Source organism: Rathayibacter sp. AY2B3 (genome assembly GCF_002931755.1).
Classification (GTDB): Bacteria; Actinomycetota; Actinomycetes; order Actinomycetales; family Microbacteriaceae; genus Rathayibacter.
The window spans coordinates 1-21,712 of record NZ_PSUG01000043.1 but is presented as its reverse complement, the minus strand read 5'-3'; the positions used below and the strand labels follow the sequence as shown (position 1 = coordinate 21,712).

Sequence of the window (21,712 nt, the reverse complement as noted above, 5' to 3'; positions counted from 1 at the left end):
CTCCGTCCACCGGTCGACGCGCGGCCGTCAGGACGCGGGAGCCTCGATGCGCGGGAAGAGCGCCACGAGGGTGCCGACGGTCGTGCCGACGGGGAGGACTCCCCACCGGCCCGCCTCGCGGATCGGCTGCGCGGTCAGGTCGCCCAGCGACTCCGTCACGCCGAGCGCCTCCCAGAGGGACGCCGTCGCGCGCGGGACGACCGGCGAGAGCAGCACGGCCAGGGCCCGGAGCCCCTCCGTCGCCGTGTAGAGCACCGTGCCGAGGCGCTCCCGCTCCTCGCGCTTGGCCAGTGCCCACGGCTCCTGCTCGGTGATGTAGCCGTTGAGCTCCTCGACGATGCTCCACACGGCGGTGATCGCGTCGTGGATCGCGAGCGCGTCGATCGACCGGTCGGCCGACGCGGCCGCCTCGGCGACGGTGCGCTGCACGCGCTCCTCCGCCTCGGTGAGCTCTCCGGGCGCGGGCACGACGCCGTCGTAGTAGCGGTGCAGCATCGCGACGACCCGCGAGGCGAGGTTGCCGAAGCCGTTCGCCAGCTCGGACTGGTAGCGCGCCGACAGGTCCTCCCACGAGAACGAGCCGTCCTGGCCGAAGGTGATGGCCCGGAGGAAGTAGTAGCGGAAGGCGTCGGAGCCGAAGGTGTCCGTGATCTGCTCGGGCGCGATGCCGGTGAGCTTCGACTTCGACATCTTCTCGCCGCCGACCAGCAGCCAGCCGTGGCCGAACACCTGCTTGGGCACCTCGAGGCCCGCGGCCATGAGCATGGCGGGCCAGATCACCGCGTGGAACCGCAGGATGTCCTTGCCGACGATGTGGGTCGCGGGCCAGCGGCGCTCGAACTCCGCCTCGTCCTGGCCGTAGCCGACCGCGGTGATGTAGTTGAGCAGCGCGTCGAACCAGACGTAGACGACGTGCGAGTCGTCCCACGGGACCTTCACTCCCCAGTCGAAGCTGGAGCGGGAGATCGACAGGTCGGCCAGGCCCTGGCGGACGAAGCTCACGACCTCGTTGCGCGCCGACTCGGGCTGGACGAAGTCGGGACGCTCCTCGTAGAGCGCGAGCAGCCGCTCGGTGTACTCGCTCATCTTGAAGAAGTAGTTCTTCTCCTTCAGCAGCTCGACCGGCTTCGAGTGGATCTTGCAGACGTACTGGCCGGCGTAGTCGCCGGTGCCCTCCTCGAGGTCGGACAGCTGCTTGTACTCCTCGCAGCCCACGCAGTAGTAGCCCTCGTACTCGCCGGTGTAGATCGCGTCCTCGTCGTACAGCTTCTGCAGGAACTTCTGCACGTTGACCTCGTGCCGCGCGTCCGTGGTGCGGATGAAGTCGTCGTTGGCGATGTCGATGGTCTCGAGCAGCGGCTGCCAGGCGGTCCTCACGAGGCGGTCGGCCCACTCCTGGGGGGTGGTGCCGTTGGCGGTGGCGGTGCGGAGGATCTTCTGGCCGTGCTCGTCGGTGCCGGTCAGCAGCCAGGTGTCGTCGCCCGCCTGGCGGTGCCAGCGGGTGAGCACGTCGGCGGCGACCTCGGTGTACGCGTGCCCGATGTGCGGGACGTCGTTCACGTAGAAGATGGGGGTCGTGAGGTAGAAGGAGGCGCCGTCGGACATGGCGACCATCCTATTCACCGCGCGGCACCGCTCCCGGCGCGTGACGGGGGCTGTGGACGACGGGCAAGCCGCCGCCGCTGGGGAGGGAGCTCTCAGCCGCGGCGGGAGGCGAGCGCCGCCTCGTAGAGCGCCCGACGCGAGAGCCCGGTGATCTCGGCGACCTCGGCCGACGCCTCCTTCAGCCGCGATCCGGCCTCGACGCGGGCCAGCACGTCGGCCAGCGCGTCCTCGAGGGACGCCTCCCGCGCGGGGGCACCCTCGACGACCAGGCAGATCTCGCCGCGCAGGCCGTCGGCCGCCCACTCGGCCAGCTCGGCCGCCGTGCCGCGCCGGACCTCCTCGAACATCTTGGTGAGCTCGCGGCAGACGACCGCGCGCCGCTCCGGGCCCATCGCCTCGACCAGGTCGGCGAGCGCGTCGCCGATCCGGTGCGGGGACTCGAAGAAGACCATGGTGCGCCGCTCGTCGGCGAGCGCCCGGAAGGTCGAGACCCGCTCTCCGTGCCGGCGGGGCAGGAACCCCTCGAAGCTGAAGCGGTCCGTCGGGAGCCCGGACACGGCGAGCGCCATCAGCACCGCCGAGGGACCGGGCAGCGCGGTGACCGCGACTCCCGCCGCCACCGCAGCCTCGACCAGGTGGTAGCCCGGGTCCGAGACCGTGGGCATGCCCGCGTCGCTCAGCACGAGCAGGTCCTCCTCGCGGGCCAGCTCCACCAGCTCGGCGGCGCGCTCGCGCTCGTTGTGGTCGTGCAGGGCGTAGAGGGCGGGCCGGTTCTCCACGCCCAGGGCGCGCATCAGCTGGATGGTCACGCGCGTGTCCTCGGCGGCGACGTGGCGGGCGGAGCCCAGCGCCTCCACGAGCCGGCGGGAGGCGTCGCCGAGGTTTCCGATGGGAGTGCCGGCGAGGATGATCATGCCGCCAGTCTCCCAGGCCGGGTCCGGGGCCTCCCGCCGCGGATCGCCGCCGTCCCGGGAGGAGGCGCCCCGTTAGCATGGCCGGGTGACGGACCGACCGCAGCGCGACTTCGACGACCTGCTCCTGGACGCGGCCGGATCGGCGCGCTCGGTCCCGGTGGAGTCCGCCGAGGCGTCCGCCCCGCGCGAGCGCACCCCCCTCCCGGACGTGCCGCGCGGCTCCTGGTTCGACGACCTGCACACCCGGCTCGTCGCCTCCCCCGCGCGCCGCCGGCTGTACGAGCTCGGACTGCCGCTGCTGGTGGTCGCCCTGGCCGCGGTCCTGCGGCTGTGGAACCTCGGCCACCCGCGCTCGCTGGTGTTCGACGAGACCTTCTACGTCAAGGACGCCTGGACCCTCTGGAACCTCGGCTTCGAGGGCGCCTGGCCGGAGAACCCGGACCCGGGCTTCGCGGCGGGCGACGTGGACACGTTCACGGGGGCGCCGTCCTTCGTGGTCCATCCGCCGCTGGGCAAGTGGATCATCGGGCTGGGCATGGGCGTGTTCGGCGCCGACGACAGCGTCGGCTGGCGCGTCTCGACCGCCGTCGTGGGGATCCTCGCCGTCGCGCTGGTGATCGTGATCGGCCGCCTCCTGTTCCGCTCGACCCTCCTCTCCTCCTTCGCGGGCCTGATGCTCGCGCTCGACGGCCACGCGATCGTGATGTCGCGGGTCTCGCTCCTGGACGGGATCCTGATGTTCGTCGCACTGTGCGGCGTCGCGGCGGTGCTGCTCGACCGGCGCTGGGCCGAGCTGCAGCTGGCGCGGAAGGTGGCGGCGGGGGCGCTGCCGAGCTGGGGTCCGGTCCTGTGGTGGCGGCCGTGGCTGCTGGCGGCCGGCGTGCTCTTCGGACTCGCCGCGGGCGTGAAGTGGACGGGCGTCTACTTCCTCGCGGCCTACGGCGTGTACGCGGTCGTCGTCGACGCTCTGATGCGGCGCCGCGCCGGCGTGCCGTTCTGGGGCAGCGGCGCGATCCTCAAGCAGGGACCGGTCACCTTCCTCCTGGTCGTGCCGATCGCGCTGGTCGCCTACCTCGTCACCTGGACGGGCTGGCTGCGCACCTCCGGCGGATGGGCCCGGCAGTGGGCCACCGAGGCTCCCGGCAACGCCTGGACCGGTGCTCTGGCCTGGGTGCCGGACTGGGCTCAGAGCCTCTGGCACTACCACGTGCAGATGTACGACTACTCGATCAACCTGCGGGCCTCGCACCCCTACGAGGCGAACCCGCTGACGTGGCTGCTGATGCTCCGGCCGACGAGCATGTACTTCGTCGACCAGGCCACGGGCGTCGACGGCTGCACCGCCGCGCGCTGCGACGAGGCGATCACCTCCGTCGCCAATCCGCTCATCTGGTACGCCGGGGTCCTGGCGCTGGTCTACCTCCTCTACCGGCTCGCTCGGTACCGGGAGTGGCGCGCCGGCTTCGTGCTGATGGGGATCGTCGCGGGCTACCTGCCGTGGCTGCTCTACCTGGACCGCACGGTGTTCCAGTTCTACTGCGTCGTCTTCGAGCCCTACATGATGCTGGCGCTGGCGCTGACGGCGGGGATCGTGATCGGGAGTCCGGGCGACGAGCGGAGGCGGCGCACCCGCGGCGTCCTCGTGGTGCTCGTCTTCGCGGTGGCCGCGGCGGCGCTGACGGCCTACTTCCTGCCGCTCTGGATCGGCGCGCAGACCTCCTTCAGCTTCTGGCAGGCTCACATGTGGCTGCCCTCATGGGTCTGATCCGGCGGCTGGGCCCGGGAGTCGCGGCCTGCGCGGTCGCGGCGGTGCTCGCGGCCCTCCTTCACGCGGCGGTTCCGGCGGTGCCGATGCTGACCGCGGCGGTCGCGCTCGGGATCCTCGTGGCGCAGCTGCCGACGGCGCGCCCCCTGCTGAGCGGGGCGCTGGCGCCGGGCCTGAAGTTCTCGTCCCGCTCGCTGATGCGGACCGGGATCGTCCTGCTCGGGCTGAAGCTCTCGCTGATCGACATCGCGGCGCTGGGCTGGGGCTCGATCCTGGTCGTCGTCGGGATCGTCCTGGCCACCTTCGGCCTGACCTGGGCGCTGGGCCGGGCGCTCCGGCTGCCCGGACAGGAGCCGCTGCTGCTCGCGGCGGGATTCTCGATCTGCGGCGCCTCGGCGATCGGCGCGATGGCGGGTGCGACCCGGGCGAAGGAGCAGGAGCAGGCGACGCCGGTCGCGCTGGTGACGCTCTGCGGCACGCTCGCGATCGCGGTGCTCCCCGCCCTGCAGCAGCCGCTCGGGCTCACCGACCTGCAGTTCGGGCACTGGGTCGGCGCCTCGGTCCACGACGTGGGCCAGGTCGTGGCGACGGCCCAGGTGGCAGGAGCGTCGGCGCTGGCCGTCGCTGTCGTGGTGAAGCTGACCCGCGTGGTGATGCTGGCGCCGATGGTGGCGGTGGCGGCCGCGGTCACCAGGCGCAGCGGCGAGCAGGGCGGGACGCGGCCCGAGATCGTGCCGCTGTTCGTGATCGGGTTCCTCGCCGCGGTGCTGCTGCGCACCCTCCTCCCCCTTCCGGAGGGTCTGCTCGCCGCCGCGGACACCGCGCAGACCTGGGTCCTCGCCGCGGCGCTCTTCGCTCTCGGCAGCGCCGTCCGGGTGCGCGCGCTCGTGACGACGGGGTGGCGCGCGCTGCTCGTCGCCCTGGTGTCCTGGGCGGCGATCGCGGCGATGGGGCTGGCCGCCGTCCACCTGGCGCTCTGAGCGGCCCCACTGTTACGCGATACGTCGCTCCGGTGCGGCGGTGTCGGCGGCTCCCGCTAGCGTCGATCGCATGGCAGATCGTGAGTACGGCTTCAAGACGCGTGCGATCCACGCGGGCAACATCCCCGACGCGGTGACGGGCGCCCGCGCTCTGCCGATCTACCAGACCAGCGCCTTCGTCTTCGACGACACCTCCGACGCCGCCGCCCGCTTCGCGCTGCAGAAGTACGGCAACGTCTACTCGCGCCTGTCGAATCCCACGGTCGCCTCCTTCGAGGAGCGCGTCGCGAGCCTCGAGGGCGGCCTCGGCGCCGTCGCCACGGCCTCCGGGCTCTCAGCGCAGTTCATCACCTTCGCGGCGCTCGTCGGCGCGGGCGACCACGTGGTGTCCTCCGCCAACCTCTACGGCGGATCGATCACCCAGCTCGACGTCACGCTCCGCCGCTTCGGAGTGGACACCACCTTCGTCCGCTCGAGCGACCCGGCCGACTACGCGGCGGCGATCACCGAGAAGACCAGGGTGCTCTACGCCGAGACGATCGCGAACCCCTCCGGCGAGATCGCCGACATCGAGGGCCTCGCCGCGGTCGCCCACGCCGCCGGCATCCCGCTGATCATCGACTCCACCGTCGCCACGCCCTACCTCGTCCGCCCGATCGAGTGGGGGGCCGACATCGTCATCCACTCGGCCACCAAGTTCCTCGGCGGGCACGGCACCACGCTCGGCGGCGTCGTCGTCGAGTCGGGGCGCTTCCACTACTCGCGCGAGAAGTTCCCGCTGCTGCACGACCCGGTCGCCTCCTACGGGGACCTGTCGTGGGACGGCAACTTCGGGGAGTACGGCTTCCTCACGCGCCTGCGCGCGGAGCAGCTGCGCGACATCGGGCCGGTCCTCGCTCCGCACTCCGCGTTCCTGCTCGCCCAGGGCGTCGAGACGCTGCCGTACCGGATCCAGGCGCACGTCGACAACGCGCGCCGCGTGGCCGAGTGGCTCGACGCCGACCCCCGGATCGAGGCGGTCTACTGGGCCGGGCTCCCTGCGCACCCGCACCACGACCGCGCGCAGAAGTACCTGCCGAAGGGACCGGGCTCGGTCTTCAGCTTCGTGGTGAAGGGCGGCCGCGCCGTCGGCCAGACCTTCATCGAGTCGGTCGACCTCGCCAGCCACCTCGCCAACATCGGCGACGCGAAGACACTGGTGATCCACCCCGCGTCGACCACCCACGCCCAGCTCACCGAGGAGCAGCTCCTGCACGCGGGCGTCCTCCCCGGCCTCGTCCGGCTCTCCGTCGGCATCGAGGACGCGGACGACATCATCTACGACCTCGACCAGGCGCTCGCCCGCGCGGTCGAGGCGCACGGCACCCCCGATGCCCCGACCCAGCTGCCCGAGGACACGACCACCACCCTGCACACCCCGGCCGTGGAGGTCTGAGCATGAGCACCACCGACACCGACACGGTCGTCCAGCTGTCCAACGGGCTCAGCTGCTCCGTCCCGGCGAACTCGCCGCTGGCGAAGATGCTGCGCTCGCAGCGCACCTGGGTCGGGCCCGACGCCCGCAAGCGACTCGACATCCTCCGCCGCGCGAAGACCGTGGCGATCGTCGGCGCCTCGCCGAATCCGGCCCGCTCCTCCTACTTCGTCGCCACCTACCTGCAGCAGTCGAGCGACTACGAGCTCTACTTCGTGAACCCGAACGCCACCGAGGTCCTCGGGCAGCCGGTGTACCGCAGCCTCGCCGAGCTCCCGGTCGTGCCCGACATCGTCGACGTGTTCCGCAAGGCGAGCGACATCCCCGCCGTGATCGACGACGTCCTCGCCATCGGCGCGCCCACGGTCTGGGTGCAGCTGGGGATCTGGAACCAGGAGGCGGCCGAGTACGGCGAGTCGAAGGGCCTGACCGTCGTGATGGACCGCTGCATCAAGGTCGAGCACGCCCGCTTCCACGGCGGCCTGCACCTGCTCGGCTTCGACACCGGCCAGATCTCGGCGCGCAAGACACTGCGCTGACTCGCTCCGCTCCTCTCCTCTCCTCTCCTCTCCTCTCCGCGAGATGCCACTTGTGCGCGCCTCCCGCGGCGTGTCGCGTACCGAAGTGGCATCTCGCGGTGGGGGACGGCGCGACGCTCACGCTCGGCCCGAGTGGGCCCGGCCACAGCGATGTCGTGCACGGCGAACAGTGACCCGCACGGCACCCGGAGAAGGGCGGGCATCCGGGAAGGTGCCCGCCCTCCCACCGTCCGCGGACGGGCGTACGCTCGACGGATGAGCGCCTACGTCTCCGTCCTCGACCTGTTCAGCGTGGGGATCGGCCCGTCCAGCTCGCACACCGTCGGACCGATGCGCGCAGCCCTCGCCCTCGCCGAGCGGATCCGCGACGCCGGGCTCCTCGGCCGCGTGAGCCGGGTGGGGTGCACCCTCTACGGCTCGCTCGGCTCCACCGGGATCGGCCACGGCACCCCCGACGCGGTGGTCGCCGGACTCGCCGGCCTGGACCCCGAGACGTGCGACCCGGCGCTGGTGCGCGGGGCCTGGCAGCGCCTCGACGCGGAGGGGACGATCCTCCTGGCCGGCGAGCAGCGCCTCGCGATGACGCGCGACGACGTCGTCTTCGAGCCGCGCACGAGGCTGCCGGAGCACCCGAACGCCCTCACCTTCAGCGTCTGGGTCGGCGACGACGCGCTGCCGGTGTGGGAGGAGACCTACTACTCGATCGGCGGCGGCTTCATCCGTCGCGCGGGCGAGCGCGCCGAGCTGGCGGCCCTGGCCCCGCACCCCTACCCCTTCGTCTCCGGGCTCGACCTGCTGGCGACCTGCGACCGGACCCGCTCCGGTATCGCCGAGATCGCCGCCGCGAACGAGCGCGCTCTGCACCCCGGGGTCGACATCGACGCCCGCCTCGACGCGATCTGGGACGCCATGGCCGCCTGCGTCGAGCACGGCCTGGCGACCGACGGCGTGCTGCCGGGCGGCCTGGGCGTCCGCCGCCGCGCCTCGGTGCTGCGCGAGCGGCTCGAGGCCTTCGAGGAGGACCCGCTCGACCGCGCCCGCGCGACCTCCGTGGAGTGGCTGCACGCCTTCGCCCTCGCGGTCAACGAGGAGAACGCCGCGGGCGGGCGCGTCGTGACGGCTCCGACGAACGGAGCGGCGGGCATCATCCCCGCCGTCGGGCACTACTACCTCCGCTTCGTCCCGGGCGCCGACCGCGCGGGGCTGCGCCGCTTCCTCCTCACCGCCACCGCGATCGGCTCGCTCTGCAAGACGAACGCCTCGATCTCCGGTGCGGAGGCGGGCTGCCAGGGCGAGGTCGGCTCGGCCTGCGCGATGGCCGCCGGAGCGCTCTGCGCGGTGCTCGGCGGCAGTCCGCGCCAGGTCGAGAACGCGGCCGAGATCGCGATGGAGCACCACCTCGGACTGACCTGCGACCCGGTCGGCGGGCTCGTGCAGATCCCCTGCATCGAGCGGAACGCGATCGCCTCCTCCACCGCCGTGAGCGCGGCCCGCCTCGCGCTGCACGGCGACGGCGACCACCGCGTCTCGCTCGACGCGGTCATCGAGACGATGCGCCAGACCGGCATCGACATGTCGTCGAAGTACAAGGAGACGAGCGAGGGCGGCCTCGCGGTCAACGTCATCGAGTGCTGAGCGCCCGGCGGCGTCCGTGACCGTGCGTGACGCACGGGGGCGCGCCTGTCGGCGGTCGCGCCTACCGTGGGGCGGGTGAGCACCTCCTCCGCCCCGTACCTCGCCCGGCCGATCGTCTCGACCCAGTGGCTCGCCGACCAGCTCGGCCGCGAGCACCTCGTCGTCGTCGACGCCAGCGTGCTGCTCGTGCCCGGCTTCGACGGGCGGCCCGGCTACCTCAGCGGCGACGAGCAGTACCTCCTCGAGGGGCATGTCCCCGGCGCCGTGTTCGGCGACCTGCTCGAGCAGCTGTCGGATCCGGCGGCTCCCCTGCCCTTCACCCGGCTCGACCCGGAGCGCTTCGCCGCCGCGACCGCCGCGCTCGGCATCGACGACGACTCAGTGGTCGTCGTGTACGACTCCGCGGTCGGCCAGTGGGCCTCGCGCCTGTGGTACCTGCTGCGCGCGGCCGGGCACGACGCGGTCGCGGTGCTCGACGGCGGGCTCCCGGCCTGGCGGCGGGAGGACCGCCCGATCGAGACGGGGCACGTCGAGTCCGCGGCGAGCGGAGGCATCACCGTGCGCGAGGAGCGGCCGCTCTGGATCGACAAGGCCGGCGTCCAGAGCGTCGTGCGCGGCGAGGCTCCCGGAGCGCTGGTGTGCGCGGTCCCGCCGAAGGAGTTCACCGGGGAGGAGGGGCGCCGCCCCCGCCTCGGACACCTGCCGGGCTCGCGGAGCGTCCCCGCCGGGCGGCTCGTCGACCGGACCGACAACACGCTCCTGCCGCCGGAGCGGCTGCGGTCGCTGTTCGGCGACGCTCTCCAGGCCGAGCGGATCGTCCTCTACTGCGGCGGAGGGATCGCCGCGACGGCCGACGCGCTCGCGCTCGCGGTGCTCGGAGTCGACACGGCGGTCGTCTACGACGGCTCGCTCAACGAGTGGGCCGCCGACCTCGAGGCGCCGCTGGTGGTCACGGCCGCGTGAGCAGCTCCTCCGGCAGTCGGGTCGTCGGCAGGGCGCAGACGAAGGCCTCGCAGGAGTAGGCGGTCGGCAGCCCCTCCCGCGAGGTCCGCCCCTCGAACAGCTCGAAACCCGCGTCCGCCCACTCCCGGGCGCCCTCGTCGGACACGCCGACCAGCACACCGATCCCGGCGGACCGAGCGCCCTGCACCGCCTCCGCCGCTCCGGGGCCGACGACGACCAGCTGCCGCACCGGGCGCGCCAGCCGCGAGGCCAGCCCCAGCACGGCGCCGAAGCCCATCGGCTGCCGGACCGCGCCCGGCGCGATCGACGCGACGACCGCCTCGGCCGCCTCCCGGTAGCGCTGCGATCCGGTGAGCAGGTACAGCTCGTGCGCCGCGTCCGCCGTCGCCGAGAGGCCGGAGGGGTAGGCGCCCTCGGAGGGATCGGCCGCGAGCAGCAGGCCGCGCGCGGTCAGCGCCGGATCCCCTCCGCCGGGCAGCGCGAACGGCAGCGGGCCGTCGGCCGCGTCGAGCGCGCCGTCGATGAGGGTGCGCGCCGCCACCGCGCAGCGCGGACGCCCCTCCGCCAGGGCGAGCTCGAGGAGCCCGCCGGCCAGCATCCCGAGGTCCTCCAGGGCCGGGCGGGCCGCGGAGACGGCACCGCCGAGGGAGGCGCGCACCGCGACGCGGCCGTCGACGAGGTGCCGCTGCAGCACCGCGTCCGCCGCACGCCGGGCGGCGTCGATCCACTCCTCGCGTCCGAGCACGCGTCCGGCGCGGGCGAGAGCGCGGATCGCCAGGCCGTTCCAGCCGGTGACGACCTTCCCGTCGAGAGCGGGGGGCGCGAGGCGGGAGCGGTCCTCGGCGAGGTAGTAGCCGCCCTCCGAGCGCTGACCGTCGACGATGCTCTCCGAGTCCTGCGCCGACGCGAACCCGCCGCCCGGCCGCTCGAGAGTGGTCAGGAGGAACGCGGCGACGCCCTCCGCGATCCCGGTCAGCTCCTCCACCCGGGCGCCGTCGTGCCCGAGCAGGACGGCCGCGACGTCGAGCAGCTGCGCGTTGTCGTAGAGCATCCGCTCGTAGTGCGGATCGCTCCAGTCGGCCTGAGTCGCGTAGCGGAAGAAGCCTCCGTCGCGGTCGCGGAGCGGGGACGCGGCCAGCGCGAGCAGCGTGCGCTCGGCGAGCGCCGCTCCCGAGGGCCGCGACGCCAGGAACCCGAGCACGGGGGCGACCGGGAACTTCGGGGCGCCACCGAAGCCGCCGTGCACTCGGTCCTCCTCGCCCGCGAGTGCGCGGACGGCGCCGTCGAGCTCGGCGTCGCCGGGGAGCGCGGTGTCGGTGGGCAGCGCCGCGGTCGCCTCGCGCAGAGCCGCGGCCAGCCCGCCCGCCGTCGCCTGCACCTCGTCGCGCCGCAGCCGCCACGCCTCCGAGACCGCGTCGAGGACGTCGGAGAAGGCGGGCACACCGCCGACGGCGCGCGGCGGGAAGTAGGTTCCGGCGAAGAAGGTCTCGCCGGCGGGGGTGGCGAAGGCCGTCAGCGGCCAGCCGAGCTGCCGCGTGAACGCGCTCGCGGCCGTCAGGTAGGCCGTGTCGACGTCCGGGTGCTCCTCGCGGTCGACCTTGACCGCGACGAAGCCCGCGTTCAGCCGCGCGGCGAGCACCGGGTCCGAGAACGACTCCCGCGCCATCACGTGGCACCAGTGGCAGGTGGAGTAGCCGATGGACACCATCACCGGGACGTCGCGGCGCACCGCCTCGGCGAACGCCTCCTCGCCCCAGGGGAACCAGTCGACCGGATTGTCCGCGTGCGAGCGGAGGTAGGGGCTGACACTGGAGCGCAGACGATCGGCCATGCGCTCCACGCTAGACGCGGGCGGAGCCGCCGGTCAGGGGTTGCCGCGGAGCGGAGGGCCCGCGCACCCGGAGGTCTCCCCTGCCGCCGGACCTCCCCGTGCGCTCAGCGCTCGAAGAACCAGCCCGTCGGCCGCTCCGTGCCGCGCACGACCGTGCCGCCTCCGCCGCTCCCGCCGCGACGGCCCACCGCCAGGTAGGCGAGGCTGCCGAGGAACGGCGCGATCACGATGAACGCCACCCACGAGACCTTCGCGACCTTCGACAGCCGCGGGTTCGACAGCACGCCCCGGATCGCGAAGAGCAGCAGCACGATGTTCAGCACGACCAGCAGGGACTGCGGATTCATCGGGGTGCTCCACGGGATCGTGCGCCGCGGTCGACCGGCGCCGGAGCGCCCGACCGGGCAGGGTGGCCCGCGACGTTTCACGAGACAGGGCATTGTCGCACGCGGCGTAGGATGGAGGGCTCATGTCAGACGTGCTCAGCATCCGCTACCCGCCCGAACTCCCCGTGTCGGCGCGGCGCGAGGACATCGCCGCCGCGATCCGCGACCACCAGGTGGTCATCGTCGCGGGCGCGACCGGATCGGGCAAGACGACCCAGCTGCCGAAGATCTGCCTGGAGCTCGGCCGCGAGAGCATCGCGCACACGCAGCCCCGGCGCATCGCCGCGCGCACCATCGCCGAGCGCATCGCGGAGGAGCTCGACGACGAGGTCGGCGGGCTGGTCGGCTACCAGGTCCGGTTCACCGACAAGGCGTCCGCCTCGACGCGGATCAAGCTGATGACCGACGGCATCCTGCTCAACGAGATGAACCACGACCGGACGCTCAGCCGGTACGACACGATCATCATCGACGAGGCGCACGAGCGCAGCCTCAACATCGACTTCCTCCTGGGCTACCTGCACCGCCTGCTGCCGCAGCGCCCCGACCTGAAGGTGATCATCACCTCGGCGACGATCGACCCGCAGAGCTTCGCGGCCCACTTCGCCGACGCCGCCGGCGAGCCCGCGCCGATCATCGAGGTCTCCGGCCGCACCTACCCGGTCGAGATCCGCTACCGCCCGCTGGTCGCCGAGGAGCCGGAGGAGGACGACGACACCGACGTCCCCGACGCGACGAGCGGCAGCCGCGATCTGATGACCGGCATCGCCGACGCTCTGGCCGAGCTGGCGCGGGAGGATCCGGGCGACGTCCTGGTGTTCCTGTCGGGCGAGAACGAGATCCGCGACGCCGAGGACGCCATCCGGGGCCGGAACCTGCCGGGCACCGAGGTGCTCCCCCTCTACGGGCGCCTGTCGGCGGCCGATCAGCACCGCGTCTTCGAGAAGGGGCGCACCCCCGGCGTCCGCCGTCGCGTCGTGCTCGCGACCAACGTGGCGGAGACGAGCCTCACCGTCCCCGGGATCCGCTACGTGATCGACGGCGGCACGGCCCGCATCTCGCGCTACAGCGCGCGCTCGAAGGTGCAGCGCCTGCCGATCGAGGCCGTCTCGCAGGCCTCGGCGAACCAGCGCTCCGGCCGCTCGGGCCGCACCAGCGCGGGCATCGCGATCCGCCTCTACTCCGAGGAGGACTACCTCCGCCGACCGGAGTACACCGACCCCGAGATCCTGCGCACGGGCCTGGCCGCGGTCATCCTGCAGATGATCTCTCTCGGCCTGGGCGACATCGCCTCGTTCCCGTTCCTCACTCCGCCCGACTCCCGCGGCATCAAGGACGGCCTCGACCTGCTCACGGAGCTCGGCGCCCTCCGCGTCCCCGGCTCCTCCTCCGCCGCTCCGGCCGCTTCTGCCGCTCCGGCCGCTTCTGCCGCTCCGCGAGATGCCGCTCCGGTACGCGACACGCCCCCGGACGCGCACTCGAGCGGCGTCTCGCGGAAGGCGGCGGAGGCCGCGCCGCAGCTCACGCGCATCGGGCGCGACCTGGCGCGGCTGCCCATCGATCCGCGCTTCGGGCGCATGGTGATCGAGTCGCGCCGCCACGGCGTCAGCCGCGAGGTGATGGCGATCGTCGCGGGCCTCACGATCCAGGACGTCCGCGAGCGCCCGCTCGAGCGCCGCGCGCAGGCCGACCAGCAGCACGCGCGCTTCGTCGATCCCACCAGCGATTTCCTCACCCTGCTGAACCTCTGGAACTACGTGGAGGAGAAGCAGGAGGAGCTCTCCTCCAGCGCCTTCCGGCGCCTCTGCAAGGCCGAGTACCTCAACTACCTCCGCGTGCGCGAGTGGCAGGACGTGTTCCGCCAGCTGCGCCAGCTCGCCCGCCCCCTCAAGCTCGAGCTGGGCGAGCCGAAGGTCGACCCCGACGGGATCCACCGGAGCCTCCTGGCCGGCCTGCTCTCGCACCTGGGCATCAAGGACACCACCTCGCAGCAGGCGCAGCGCGCGGCGAAGAGCCGCGAGCGCCAGAACGTGCAGTACGTCGGCGCCCGCAACGCGAAGTTCTCGATCTTCCCCGGCAGCGCCCTGGCGAAGAAGCTCCCCGACGCGGTGATGAGCGCCGAGCTGGTCGAGACCAGCCGCCTCTTCGCCCGCTCGAACGCGGCGATCGATCCGTCCTGGGCCGAGGCGATCGCGGGCGACCTCGTGAAGCGGCAGTTCAGCGAGCCGCACTGGGAGAAGTCGCAGGGCGCGGCCGTCGCCTACGAGAAGGTCACGCTCTACGGCGTGCCGATCATCGCCCGCCGCCGCGTCCAGTTCTCGCGGATCGACGCCTCGTACGCCCGCGAGCTGTTCATCCGCCATGCCCTCGTCGAGGGCGAGTGGGAGTCGCGCCACGCCTTCGACCGCAAGAACCGGGCCCTGCGGGCCGAGCTCGAGCGACTGGAGGAGCGCACGCGCCGCCGCGACCTGCTCGTCGACGACGAGGCCGTCTTCGACTTCTACGACCGCCGACTCCCCCGCGACATCACCTCGGTGCGCTCGTTCGACTCCTGGTGGCGGACGACCCAGCACGACGAGCCCGACCTGCTGACGATGACGCAGGAGACCCTCCTCCCCGAGGACGCGGAGCAGATCGACGAGACCGCGTTCCCCACCCAGTGGCGCCAGGCCGACCAGCGCTTCCGCCTCTCGTACCGGTTCGAGCCGGGGACGGAGGAGGACGGCGTGACGGTGCACGTGCCGCTCGCGCTCCTGCCGCGCGTGACGCCCCTCGGCTTCGACTGGCTGGTGCCGGGACTGCGCGCCGAGCTGGTCACCGCGATGATCAAGGCGCTGCCCAAGCACCTGCGCCGCAACGTGGTGCCCGCGAACGACTGGGCGCGCAAGCTGACCGCCTCCCTGCCGCACGACGTGCCGAATCCGCCGACGGAGTCGTTCGCCGCGACCCTGGCCGGGGCGATCCGCCGCGAGGCCGGCGTGGTCGTGCAGCCCGAGGACTTCGACCTCGAGCGGATCCCCTCGCACCTGCGGGTCACCTTCGCCGTCGCCGACGAGCGGGGCCGCACGGTCGCCGCCGGCAAAGAGCTCGCCCCGCTGGCCGAGCGCCTGCGCGGCCGGGTCCGCGACGAGGTCGCCCGCGTGGTCGAGGCCCGGGTCCCCGACGCGCTCGAGCGCCGGGGCCTGAAGACCTGGGACATGCCGGAGCTGCCGCGCGTCACCGACACCCGGCAGGGCGGGAACACCATCCGCGCCTACCCGGCCCTGATCGACGACGGCGACTCGGTCTCGATCCGCCTGCTCGCCACGGCCGAGGACCAGGCGCGCGAGCACCCGCGCGGCGTGCGCCGCCTCCTCCTGCTCGCGACGCCGAGCCCCGTCGCCTACGTGCAGCAGCACCTCACCTCCCACGAGAAGCTCGTGCTCGCGCAGAGCCCGTACCAGAACACGACCGCGCTCTTCACCGACTGCCTGCTCGCCTGCGTCGACGCGGTCCTCTGGCGGATGAAGCCCGACGGGATGCTCTTCCTCCGCGCCGAGTTCGACGCCGTGCGCGACCGGGTCTCGGCGAGCGTCATGGATGCGATGTTCGAGACAGTGAAGACGGTCACGACGATCCTCACCACCGCCCGGGGCGTCGAGAAGGCGCTCAAGGCCTCGACGAGCATGGCGCTGCTGCCCGCCCTCACGGATGCGCGGGAGCAGCTCTCGGGCCTGGTCTACCCGGGCTTCGTCTCGGCGACCGGAGTGGAGCGGCTCCGGCACCTCCCGCGCTACCTCGGCGCGATCACCGAGCGCTTCGGCAAGATCGCCGAGAACGTGGGCCGCGACCGCGTCTGGCTGAACGAGGTGCACGCGGCCCAGGAGCTCTACCGCTCGGCCGGCGGCGCGGTGCCGCTGCCCGCGCACGCCCCGGAGCGGATCGCGCGCGCCCGCTGGATGATCGAGGAGCTGCGGGTGAGCTTCTTCGCGCAGTCGCTCGGCACCGCCGAGAGCGTGTCCCTGCAGCGGATCCGCAAGGTGCTGGCCGGCTGACGCGTCCCTCCGCCGAGGGAACCCCGACCCGTCGAGGGAGCCTCGTGCAGCGGGCTCCCTCGACGGCCCGGGGTTCCCTCGGGAGCGCTAGTGTCGTCCGGTGGGCAGCTACACCGATCTCCTGAAGACCCCCGGGGTGGGGCGCATCATCCTCGCGCAGCTGACCGCGCGCTTCCCTTTCGGGATGCTCTCGCTGGCGTTCCTCCTGCACGTGGAGCGGGTGCACCACTCCTACGCCGCCGCCGGCCTGGTGCTCGGCTCGATGTCGATCGGGCAGGCCATCGCCGGTCCGCTGACCAGCCGCCTGATGGGGCGGCTCGGGATGCGCCGCGTGCTGACGATCACCCTCGTGGTCTGCGCGGGGGCGATCATCGCGATGGCCGTGCTCCCGCTCGAGGTGTGGCAGTTCGTCGTGATCGGGTTCGTCGCCGGCCTGAGCATGCCGCCGGTGCAGCCGGCCGTGCGCACCATCTACCCCAAGATGGTCACCAGCTCGCAGCTGACCCCGCTCTTCTCGCTCGACGCCTCCGCCCAGGAGATCATCTGGGTGCTCGGCCCGGTGCTGGCGACGCTCGTGTCGATCCAGGTGTCGACGGTCGCGGGCATCCTCACCGCCGCGGTGTTCCTGATAGGCGGCGGGATCTGGTTCATCGCCTCGCCCGAGGTGGGCCGCGTCCGCATCCCGCGCTCCACGCGCCGCCTCGGCGTGGTGCTCACGAAGCCCCCGGTGCTGCTGGCCACGGTCGTCGGCTTCCTCTTGATCGGCGCCTGCTCGGCGGTCGAGGCGGGCGTCGTCGCGGTCTTCGGCGAGGGCGGAGTCGAGTCGGGCGTCGTGCTCGCCGTCTTCGCGGCGGGCTCCCTGGTCGGCGGCCTCGCCCTCGGCCACATCCCGATCAGCCGGTGGGCGACCGCGCGGCGGATGCTGATCGTCACGCTCGGCATGGGGCTGGCGGCGGTCTCGACCGACTTCTGGTGGCTGTGCGTCACGCTGTTCCTCGCCGGCATCGGCATCGCTCCCGCTCTCGCGGCGCTGTTCGCGATCACCGCTTCGAGCGTGCGCTTCTCGGACACGGCGGAGGCCTACGGCTGGGTCGGCACCGGTCAGCTGATCGGCGCGGCGCTGGGCTCCGCGATCGCCGGCGTGCAGATCGACCAGGCCGGGCCGACCGCCGCGATCGTCGTCGCCGCCGCCTTCGCCCTGGTCGGGTTCCTGGTGCCCCTGCTCGGCCGCCGATACCACCCGGATCTCCGCGGGCGCGACGCCAGCCCGCTCCCCGACACCGAGCCGGTCACCCTGCCCTCCTAGGCCGCCACCCGGTTGTCCGGCGCCTGTCGGGCACTCTAGGGTGAAGGCCCACGGCGGGCAGGGGGGCGGCATGGGGCTGCGGGAGGACGCGGAGGAGCTGGTGCGCGAGCACCGGCGCGCCGCCGCCCGGACCGATCTCCTCGACCCCTGGTCCGATCCGGAGACCCCGGAGTGGTGCAGCGAGCTCGCCACCGCGCTCTGGCAGGGGTCCTTCCGCCCGAGCCCTGTCTACTTCCGCCGCGAGGAGTCCTCCCACGCCTGGCGCGGCCCGCACTCGACCCGCCTGCACCACCTCGGCTACGGGTGGCAGCTCACCGCGCATCGCGAGCAGCACGGGGTCGTCTCCTCCGAGACGGCGGTCGTCCTCGAGACGGGCTCCCTCTGGCGCGGTCTCGGCATCGGCCGGCGCCCCGCGCGCGCGCTCCGAGGCCGGCTCGGCGTCGAGGGCCTGCAGGCGGGCCACGACGTGCACTTCGCCGTGCGCGGCATCGACGAGCGCAGCGACGCGGAGCGCGCCGAGCGGCGCCTCCTCTTCGGCGTGGCCGGTCTCGCGGCGCTGATCGAGGACGACGTGCACGTGGGACCGCACGGCGAGCTCGACTGGAGCGTCTGAGCGCACGTGCCAGCATGGGACGCATGAGCGTCCCCCTGATCCCCCTCAACGACGGCCGCGCGATCCCCCAGCTCGGGCTCGGCGTCTACAAGATCGGCGACGAGGAGGCGGCCCGCACGGTCGCCGTCGCCCTGGAGGCCGGCTACCGGCACGTCGACACCGCCACCCTCTACGGCAACGAGCGCGGAGTCGGCGAGGGGATCCGCGCGAGCGGCCTCCCCCGCGAGCAGGTCTTCGTGACGACCAAGGTCTGGAACGACGACCACGGCTTCGACGAGACGCTCGCCGCCTTCGACCGGAGCCTCGAGCTGCTCGGCACCGACTACGTCGACCTGTACCTCGTGCACTGGCCGATCCCCTCGCGCGACCGCTACGTCGACACCTACCGCGCCCTCGAGCGCCTGCAGAGCGAGGGGCGGGCGCGCTCGATCGGCGTCTCGAACTTCGCCGAGGAGCACGTGCAGCGCCTGCTCGACGAGACGGGAGTGGTGCCGGCGATCAACCAGATCGAGCTGCACCCGCGGCTGCCCCAGGAGGAGCTGCGCGCCTTCGACGCCGCTCACGGGATCGTCACCGAGGCCTGGTCGCCGCTGGCCCGCGGGCGCCTCCTCGACGAGCCGGCCCTGGCCCGCGTCGCCGCGAAGCACGGCGTCTCGCCGGCGCAGGCGGTGCTGCGCTGGCACGTGCAGCTCGGTGTCGTCGTGATCCCGAAGTCGGTGACGCCGGAGCGGATCCGCGAGAACCTGGACGTCTTCGGCTTCGCCCTCGACGACGAGGACCTCGCCGCGATCGCCGCGCTCGCGACCGGCGAGCGCACCGGCCGCGATCCGCGCTTCGACTGAGGCTCCGGCGATGACGGCGGGGACGGCACTGCTCCTGCACGGCCTGGGCGGCTCGGGCCGGACCTGGTGGCGCCTGGCACGCGAGCTGGCCGCGGCGGGCTGGAGCGTCTCCGCGCCCGACCTGCGCGGACACGGCGACGGGCCGCGCGGCGGCTCCTTCCGCCACGACGACTACGCCGACGACGCCCTGGCACAGGGGTCGTTCGACCTCGTCGTCGGGCACTCGCTCGGCGGAGCGGTCGCGGTGCGCGCCGCCGCCCGCGACGCCGGCTGGGCGGGACGCCTGGCGCTGCTGGACCCGGTGCTCCGGCTCGCTCCGGAGCAGCGGGCCGCCGTCCGCGCGGGCGAGCTCGCCGGTCTCGCGGTCTCGGCCGAGGAGCTGGCTGTCGCGCAGCCGCTCTGGGACGAGCGGGACCGAGCCGAGAAGCTCGCCGCGGTGCGGGCCGCCGATCCGTCCGCGGTCGCCGCGACGATCGACGACAATGACCCGTGGGACCTGCTGGCGGATCTGCCGGGCCTCCGCCCGCCGGTCCTCGTGCTGGCCGGCGATCCGCAGGTCGAGACGCTGCTCCCTCCCTCCCTCGCCGCCCTGGTGCTCCGCGCGAATCCGCGCATCCGCTACGCGGTCGTGGCGGGCGCGGGCCACAGTCCCCATCGCGACCACCCGGAGGAGACCCTCGCGATGCTCCGCGAGTGGGCCGAGAGCCGGGCGACGGCCTGATCCGCCCGCCGGCCCCGTCCGTGTTTCGTGCGGATGAAATCTGCCAGGGGGGACTGGGCCGCACCGTTTCCTGTGAATACCCTCGCAGAGGACGCGATCCCCTCCCAGTCTTCGGGAGGCCCGCGTCGGGGCCGCCGACGCGGCGGCCCGTTCTCGAGGAGAGGGAGCCCCAGTGGCGCGAACCACCACGAACACCCCGAGCGGCCGCCGACGCCGCTCACTGATCGGCTCGAGCGCCATGATCGGAGCGGGCGCCCTCGTCGCCGGCTTCGCCTTCGCGCCGACGGCGAGCGCCGTCGAGCCGGTCGACTTCGCCGACACCGTCACGGTCGACGGCATCATGACCCACCTGGAGGCGCTGCAGGCGATCGCGGACGCCAACGGCGGCACCCGCGCGATCGGCACCCCGGGCTACGAGCTGAGCGGCGAGTACGTCGAGAAGGTCCTCGCGGACGCCGGCTACACGACGGAGCGCCAGGAGTTCACCACCGCGACGCAGACGATCGACGCGTTCACGCTGACCACCGGTACCGGGGCCGTCGGCACCCCGATGGAGTTCACTCCGTCGACGCCCGAGGGCGGCGTGACCGGCGAGCTCATCGCCCCCGTCGATCCGCTCGGCTGCACCACGGACGCCTGGGCCGGCCTCGACGCCACCGGGAAGGTCGCGCTCGTCAGCCGCGGCTCCTGCAGCTTCCTCGAGAAGTCGGTCGCCGCCGGTGCCGCCGGCGCCGCCGCGATCGTCATCTACGACAACGCGCCGAGCGACGCCCTCAACGGCACCTACGGCGGACAGGACGAGGACGCCGTCCCCGGCGTCGGCGTCACGCAGGCCGAGGGGCAGGCGCTGCTGGCGTCGCTCCCCGCGAGCGCGTCGCTCCTGATCGACCAGACGACCACCGAGGTGGAGACCTTCAACATCGTCACGGAGACCCCCGGCGGCGACCACGACAACGTGGTCATGCTCGGCGCGCACCTCGACAGCGTGCCCGCCGGCCCCGGCATCAACGACAACGGCTCCGGATCCGCGACGCTGCTCGAGACGGCGGTGCAGCTGGCCGCCGCGGGCGACACGACCAACGCGGTCCGCTTCGCCTGGTGGGGCGCCGAGGAGGTCGGCCTGGTCGGCTCCTACACCTACGTCGACTCCCTGACGGAGGAGGACGCCTCGAAGATCGCGACCTACATGAACTTCGACATGGTCGCCTCGCCGAACTACGTGATCTCCGTCTACGACGCGGACCAGTCCACCTACGAGGCCCCCGTGGAGGTGCCCGCCGGCTCGATCGCGACCGAGAAGGCGTTCACCGACTACTTCGACTCGATCGACCAGCCCTGGATCGACACCGCGTTCGACGGCCGCAGCGACTACGACGGCTTCATCTCGGTCGGCATCCCGTCCTCGGGTGTCTTCACCGGCGCCGACGACGTCAAGACGGAGGAGGAGGTCGCGCTGTTCGGCGGCACCGCCGGCATCACGCACGACCCGAACTACCACTCCGCCGCCGACGACATCGACAACATCAATCAGGAGGCGCTCGGCATCACGTCGAAGGCCATCGCCTTCGTCACCGCCTCGTTCGCCGCGGACACCTCCGCGATCGACGCCGAGAAGGACCCGACCACGCCGACTCCGACGCCGGAGCCCACCGTGGCACCGACCGCCGAGCCGACCGTCGCCCCGACCGCGCAGCCGACCGTCGCCCCGACGACCGCTCCCACCACCGCGCCGACCACTGCTCCGACGGCCGCTCCGACCCCGAGCAGCACGCCGACCGCCGTGGCGCCGCACCCCGGCGGCCGTCCGCCCCTGGCCTCGACGGGAGCCGACATCGGCCTGCCGCTGGGCCTCGGCGGACTGCTGATCGCCGGCGGCGTCGGCGGGCTCCTGCTCGCCGCGCTGCGCCGCCGGCGCGCCTAGCCGCCACCACCCCGGAGCCGTCCGGCCGTCGCCCCGTGCGACGCCCGGGCGGCTCCGTCGTTCCTCCCCTCCTCCCCTCCTCCCACCCCTCCCGCACCGGTGACCGCTTCCGGATCGAGCGGGAGGGCTTCGACGGCGACGTCTTCACCGTCAGCGACATGACCATCGAGGCGCACGAGTATC

Annotated in this window: 16 protein-coding genes; 12 read left to right on the top strand and 4 right to left on the bottom strand. The window is 73.2% G+C overall.

What is annotated here, in order from left to right:
* Positions 1 to 27: 27 nt before the first annotated feature.
* Together metG and rsmI are read right to left on the bottom strand one after the other, a co-directional pair.
* Positions 28 to 1,605 carry a methionine--tRNA ligase gene (gene metG, locus C5C24_RS13820; RefSeq protein ID WP_104276381.1) on the bottom strand — a complete coding sequence of 526 codons (1,578 nt, stop codon included), beginning with the start codon at positions 1,603 to 1,605 and terminating at the stop codon, positions 28 to 30.
* Positions 1,606 to 1,697: 92 nt separating this feature from the next.
* Positions 1,698 to 2,519 (bottom strand): 16S rRNA (cytidine(1402)-2'-O)-methyltransferase, encoded by an 822-nt coding sequence (rsmI, locus tag C5C24_RS13815; protein ID WP_104305236.1) that lies wholly within the window; start codon positions 2,517 to 2,519, stop codon positions 1,698 to 1,700.
* Between the two features lie 85 nt (positions 2,520 to 2,604).
* Between rsmI and C5C24_RS13810 the strand changes: the two genes are divergently transcribed.
* The 6 genes from C5C24_RS13810 to C5C24_RS13785 all read left to right on the top strand — a co-directional run bounded on the left by C5C24_RS13810 (position 2,605) and on the right by C5C24_RS13785 (position 9,875).
* Complete coding sequence (locus C5C24_RS13810; RefSeq protein WP_258065260.1) at positions 2,605 to 4,284, top strand: dolichyl-phosphate-mannose--protein mannosyltransferase; 1,680 nt, start codon at positions 2,605 to 2,607, stop codon at positions 4,282 to 4,284.
* Positions 4,275 to 5,264 carry a YeiH family protein gene (locus tag C5C24_RS13805; RefSeq protein WP_104305235.1) on the top strand — a complete coding sequence of 330 codons (990 nt, stop codon included), beginning with the start codon at positions 4,275 to 4,277 and terminating at the stop codon, positions 5,262 to 5,264. Before C5C24_RS13810 ends, C5C24_RS13805 begins: the two co-directional genes overlap by 10 nt.
* Before the next feature lie 70 nt (positions 5,265 to 5,334).
* Positions 5,335 to 6,699, top strand: coding sequence for an O-acetylhomoserine aminocarboxypropyltransferase/cysteine synthase family protein (locus C5C24_RS13800; RefSeq protein ID WP_104305234.1), 1,365 nt, complete (start codon positions 5,335 to 5,337; stop codon positions 6,697 to 6,699).
* A 2-nt stretch (positions 6,700 to 6,701) separates the two neighbouring features.
* Complete coding sequence (locus C5C24_RS13795; protein WP_104305233.1) at positions 6,702 to 7,277, top strand: CoA-binding protein; 576 nt, start codon at positions 6,702 to 6,704, stop codon at positions 7,275 to 7,277.
* Between the two features lie 255 nt (positions 7,278 to 7,532).
* Positions 7,533 to 8,912, top strand: coding sequence for an L-serine ammonia-lyase (locus C5C24_RS13790; protein ID WP_104247354.1), 1,380 nt, complete (start codon positions 7,533 to 7,535; stop codon positions 8,910 to 8,912).
* A gap of 75 nt (positions 8,913 to 8,987) precedes the next feature.
* Positions 8,988 to 9,875: a sulfurtransferase gene (locus C5C24_RS13785; protein WP_146082625.1), complete on the top strand. Its 888-nt coding sequence runs from the start codon at positions 8,988 to 8,990 to the stop codon at positions 9,873 to 9,875.
* Here C5C24_RS13785 and C5C24_RS13780 read toward each other — a convergent pair.
* Together C5C24_RS13780 and C5C24_RS13775 are read right to left on the bottom strand one after the other, a co-directional pair.
* Complete coding sequence (locus tag C5C24_RS13780; protein WP_104305231.1) at positions 9,862 to 11,706, bottom strand: thioredoxin domain-containing protein; 1,845 nt, start codon at positions 11,704 to 11,706, stop codon at positions 9,862 to 9,864. The two genes, C5C24_RS13785 and C5C24_RS13780, sit on opposite strands and share 14 nt — an antisense overlap.
* 104 nt (positions 11,707 to 11,810) lie before the next feature.
* Positions 11,811 to 12,053 (bottom strand): PLDc N-terminal domain-containing protein, encoded by a 243-nt coding sequence (locus C5C24_RS13775; RefSeq protein ID WP_181110282.1) that lies wholly within the window; start codon positions 12,051 to 12,053, stop codon positions 11,811 to 11,813.
* A 122-nt stretch (positions 12,054 to 12,175) separates the two neighbouring features.
* On the opposite strand from C5C24_RS13775, the gene hrpA reads away from it, so the two are divergent.
* The 6 genes from hrpA (at position 12,176) to C5C24_RS18590 (ending at position 21,529) form a co-directional block, all read left to right on the top strand.
* Positions 12,176 to 16,126, top strand: a complete 3,951-nt coding sequence (gene hrpA / locus C5C24_RS13770; protein ID WP_104305230.1) for an ATP-dependent RNA helicase HrpA — start codon at positions 12,176 to 12,178, stop codon at positions 16,124 to 16,126.
* A 100-nt stretch (positions 16,127 to 16,226) separates the two neighbouring features.
* Positions 16,227 to 17,432 carry an MFS transporter gene (locus C5C24_RS13765; RefSeq protein ID WP_104276371.1) on the top strand — a complete coding sequence of 402 codons (1,206 nt, stop codon included), beginning with the start codon at positions 16,227 to 16,229 and terminating at the stop codon, positions 17,430 to 17,432.
* A gap of 70 nt (positions 17,433 to 17,502) precedes the next feature.
* Positions 17,503 to 18,045, top strand: a complete 543-nt coding sequence (locus C5C24_RS13760) for a hypothetical protein (RefSeq protein WP_104276370.1) — start codon at positions 17,503 to 17,505, stop codon at positions 18,043 to 18,045.
* A 14-nt stretch (positions 18,046 to 18,059) separates the two neighbouring features.
* Entirely contained in the window at positions 18,060 to 18,887 is an 828-nt protein-coding gene (locus tag C5C24_RS13755; protein WP_374955330.1) for an aldo/keto reductase, read from the top strand.
* Positions 18,888 to 18,897: 10 nt separating this feature from the next.
* The gene (locus tag C5C24_RS13750; protein WP_104305229.1) at positions 18,898 to 19,608 is read left to right on the top strand and encodes an alpha/beta fold hydrolase; all 711 of its coding nucleotides are present in this window, start codon (positions 18,898 to 18,900) and stop codon (positions 19,606 to 19,608) included.
* Between the two features lie 172 nt (positions 19,609 to 19,780).
* Complete coding sequence (locus C5C24_RS18590) at positions 19,781 to 21,529, top strand: M28 family peptidase (RefSeq protein ID WP_104280795.1); 1,749 nt, start codon at positions 19,781 to 19,783, stop codon at positions 21,527 to 21,529.
* The last annotated feature ends 183 nt before the right edge of the window (positions 21,530 to 21,712 follow it).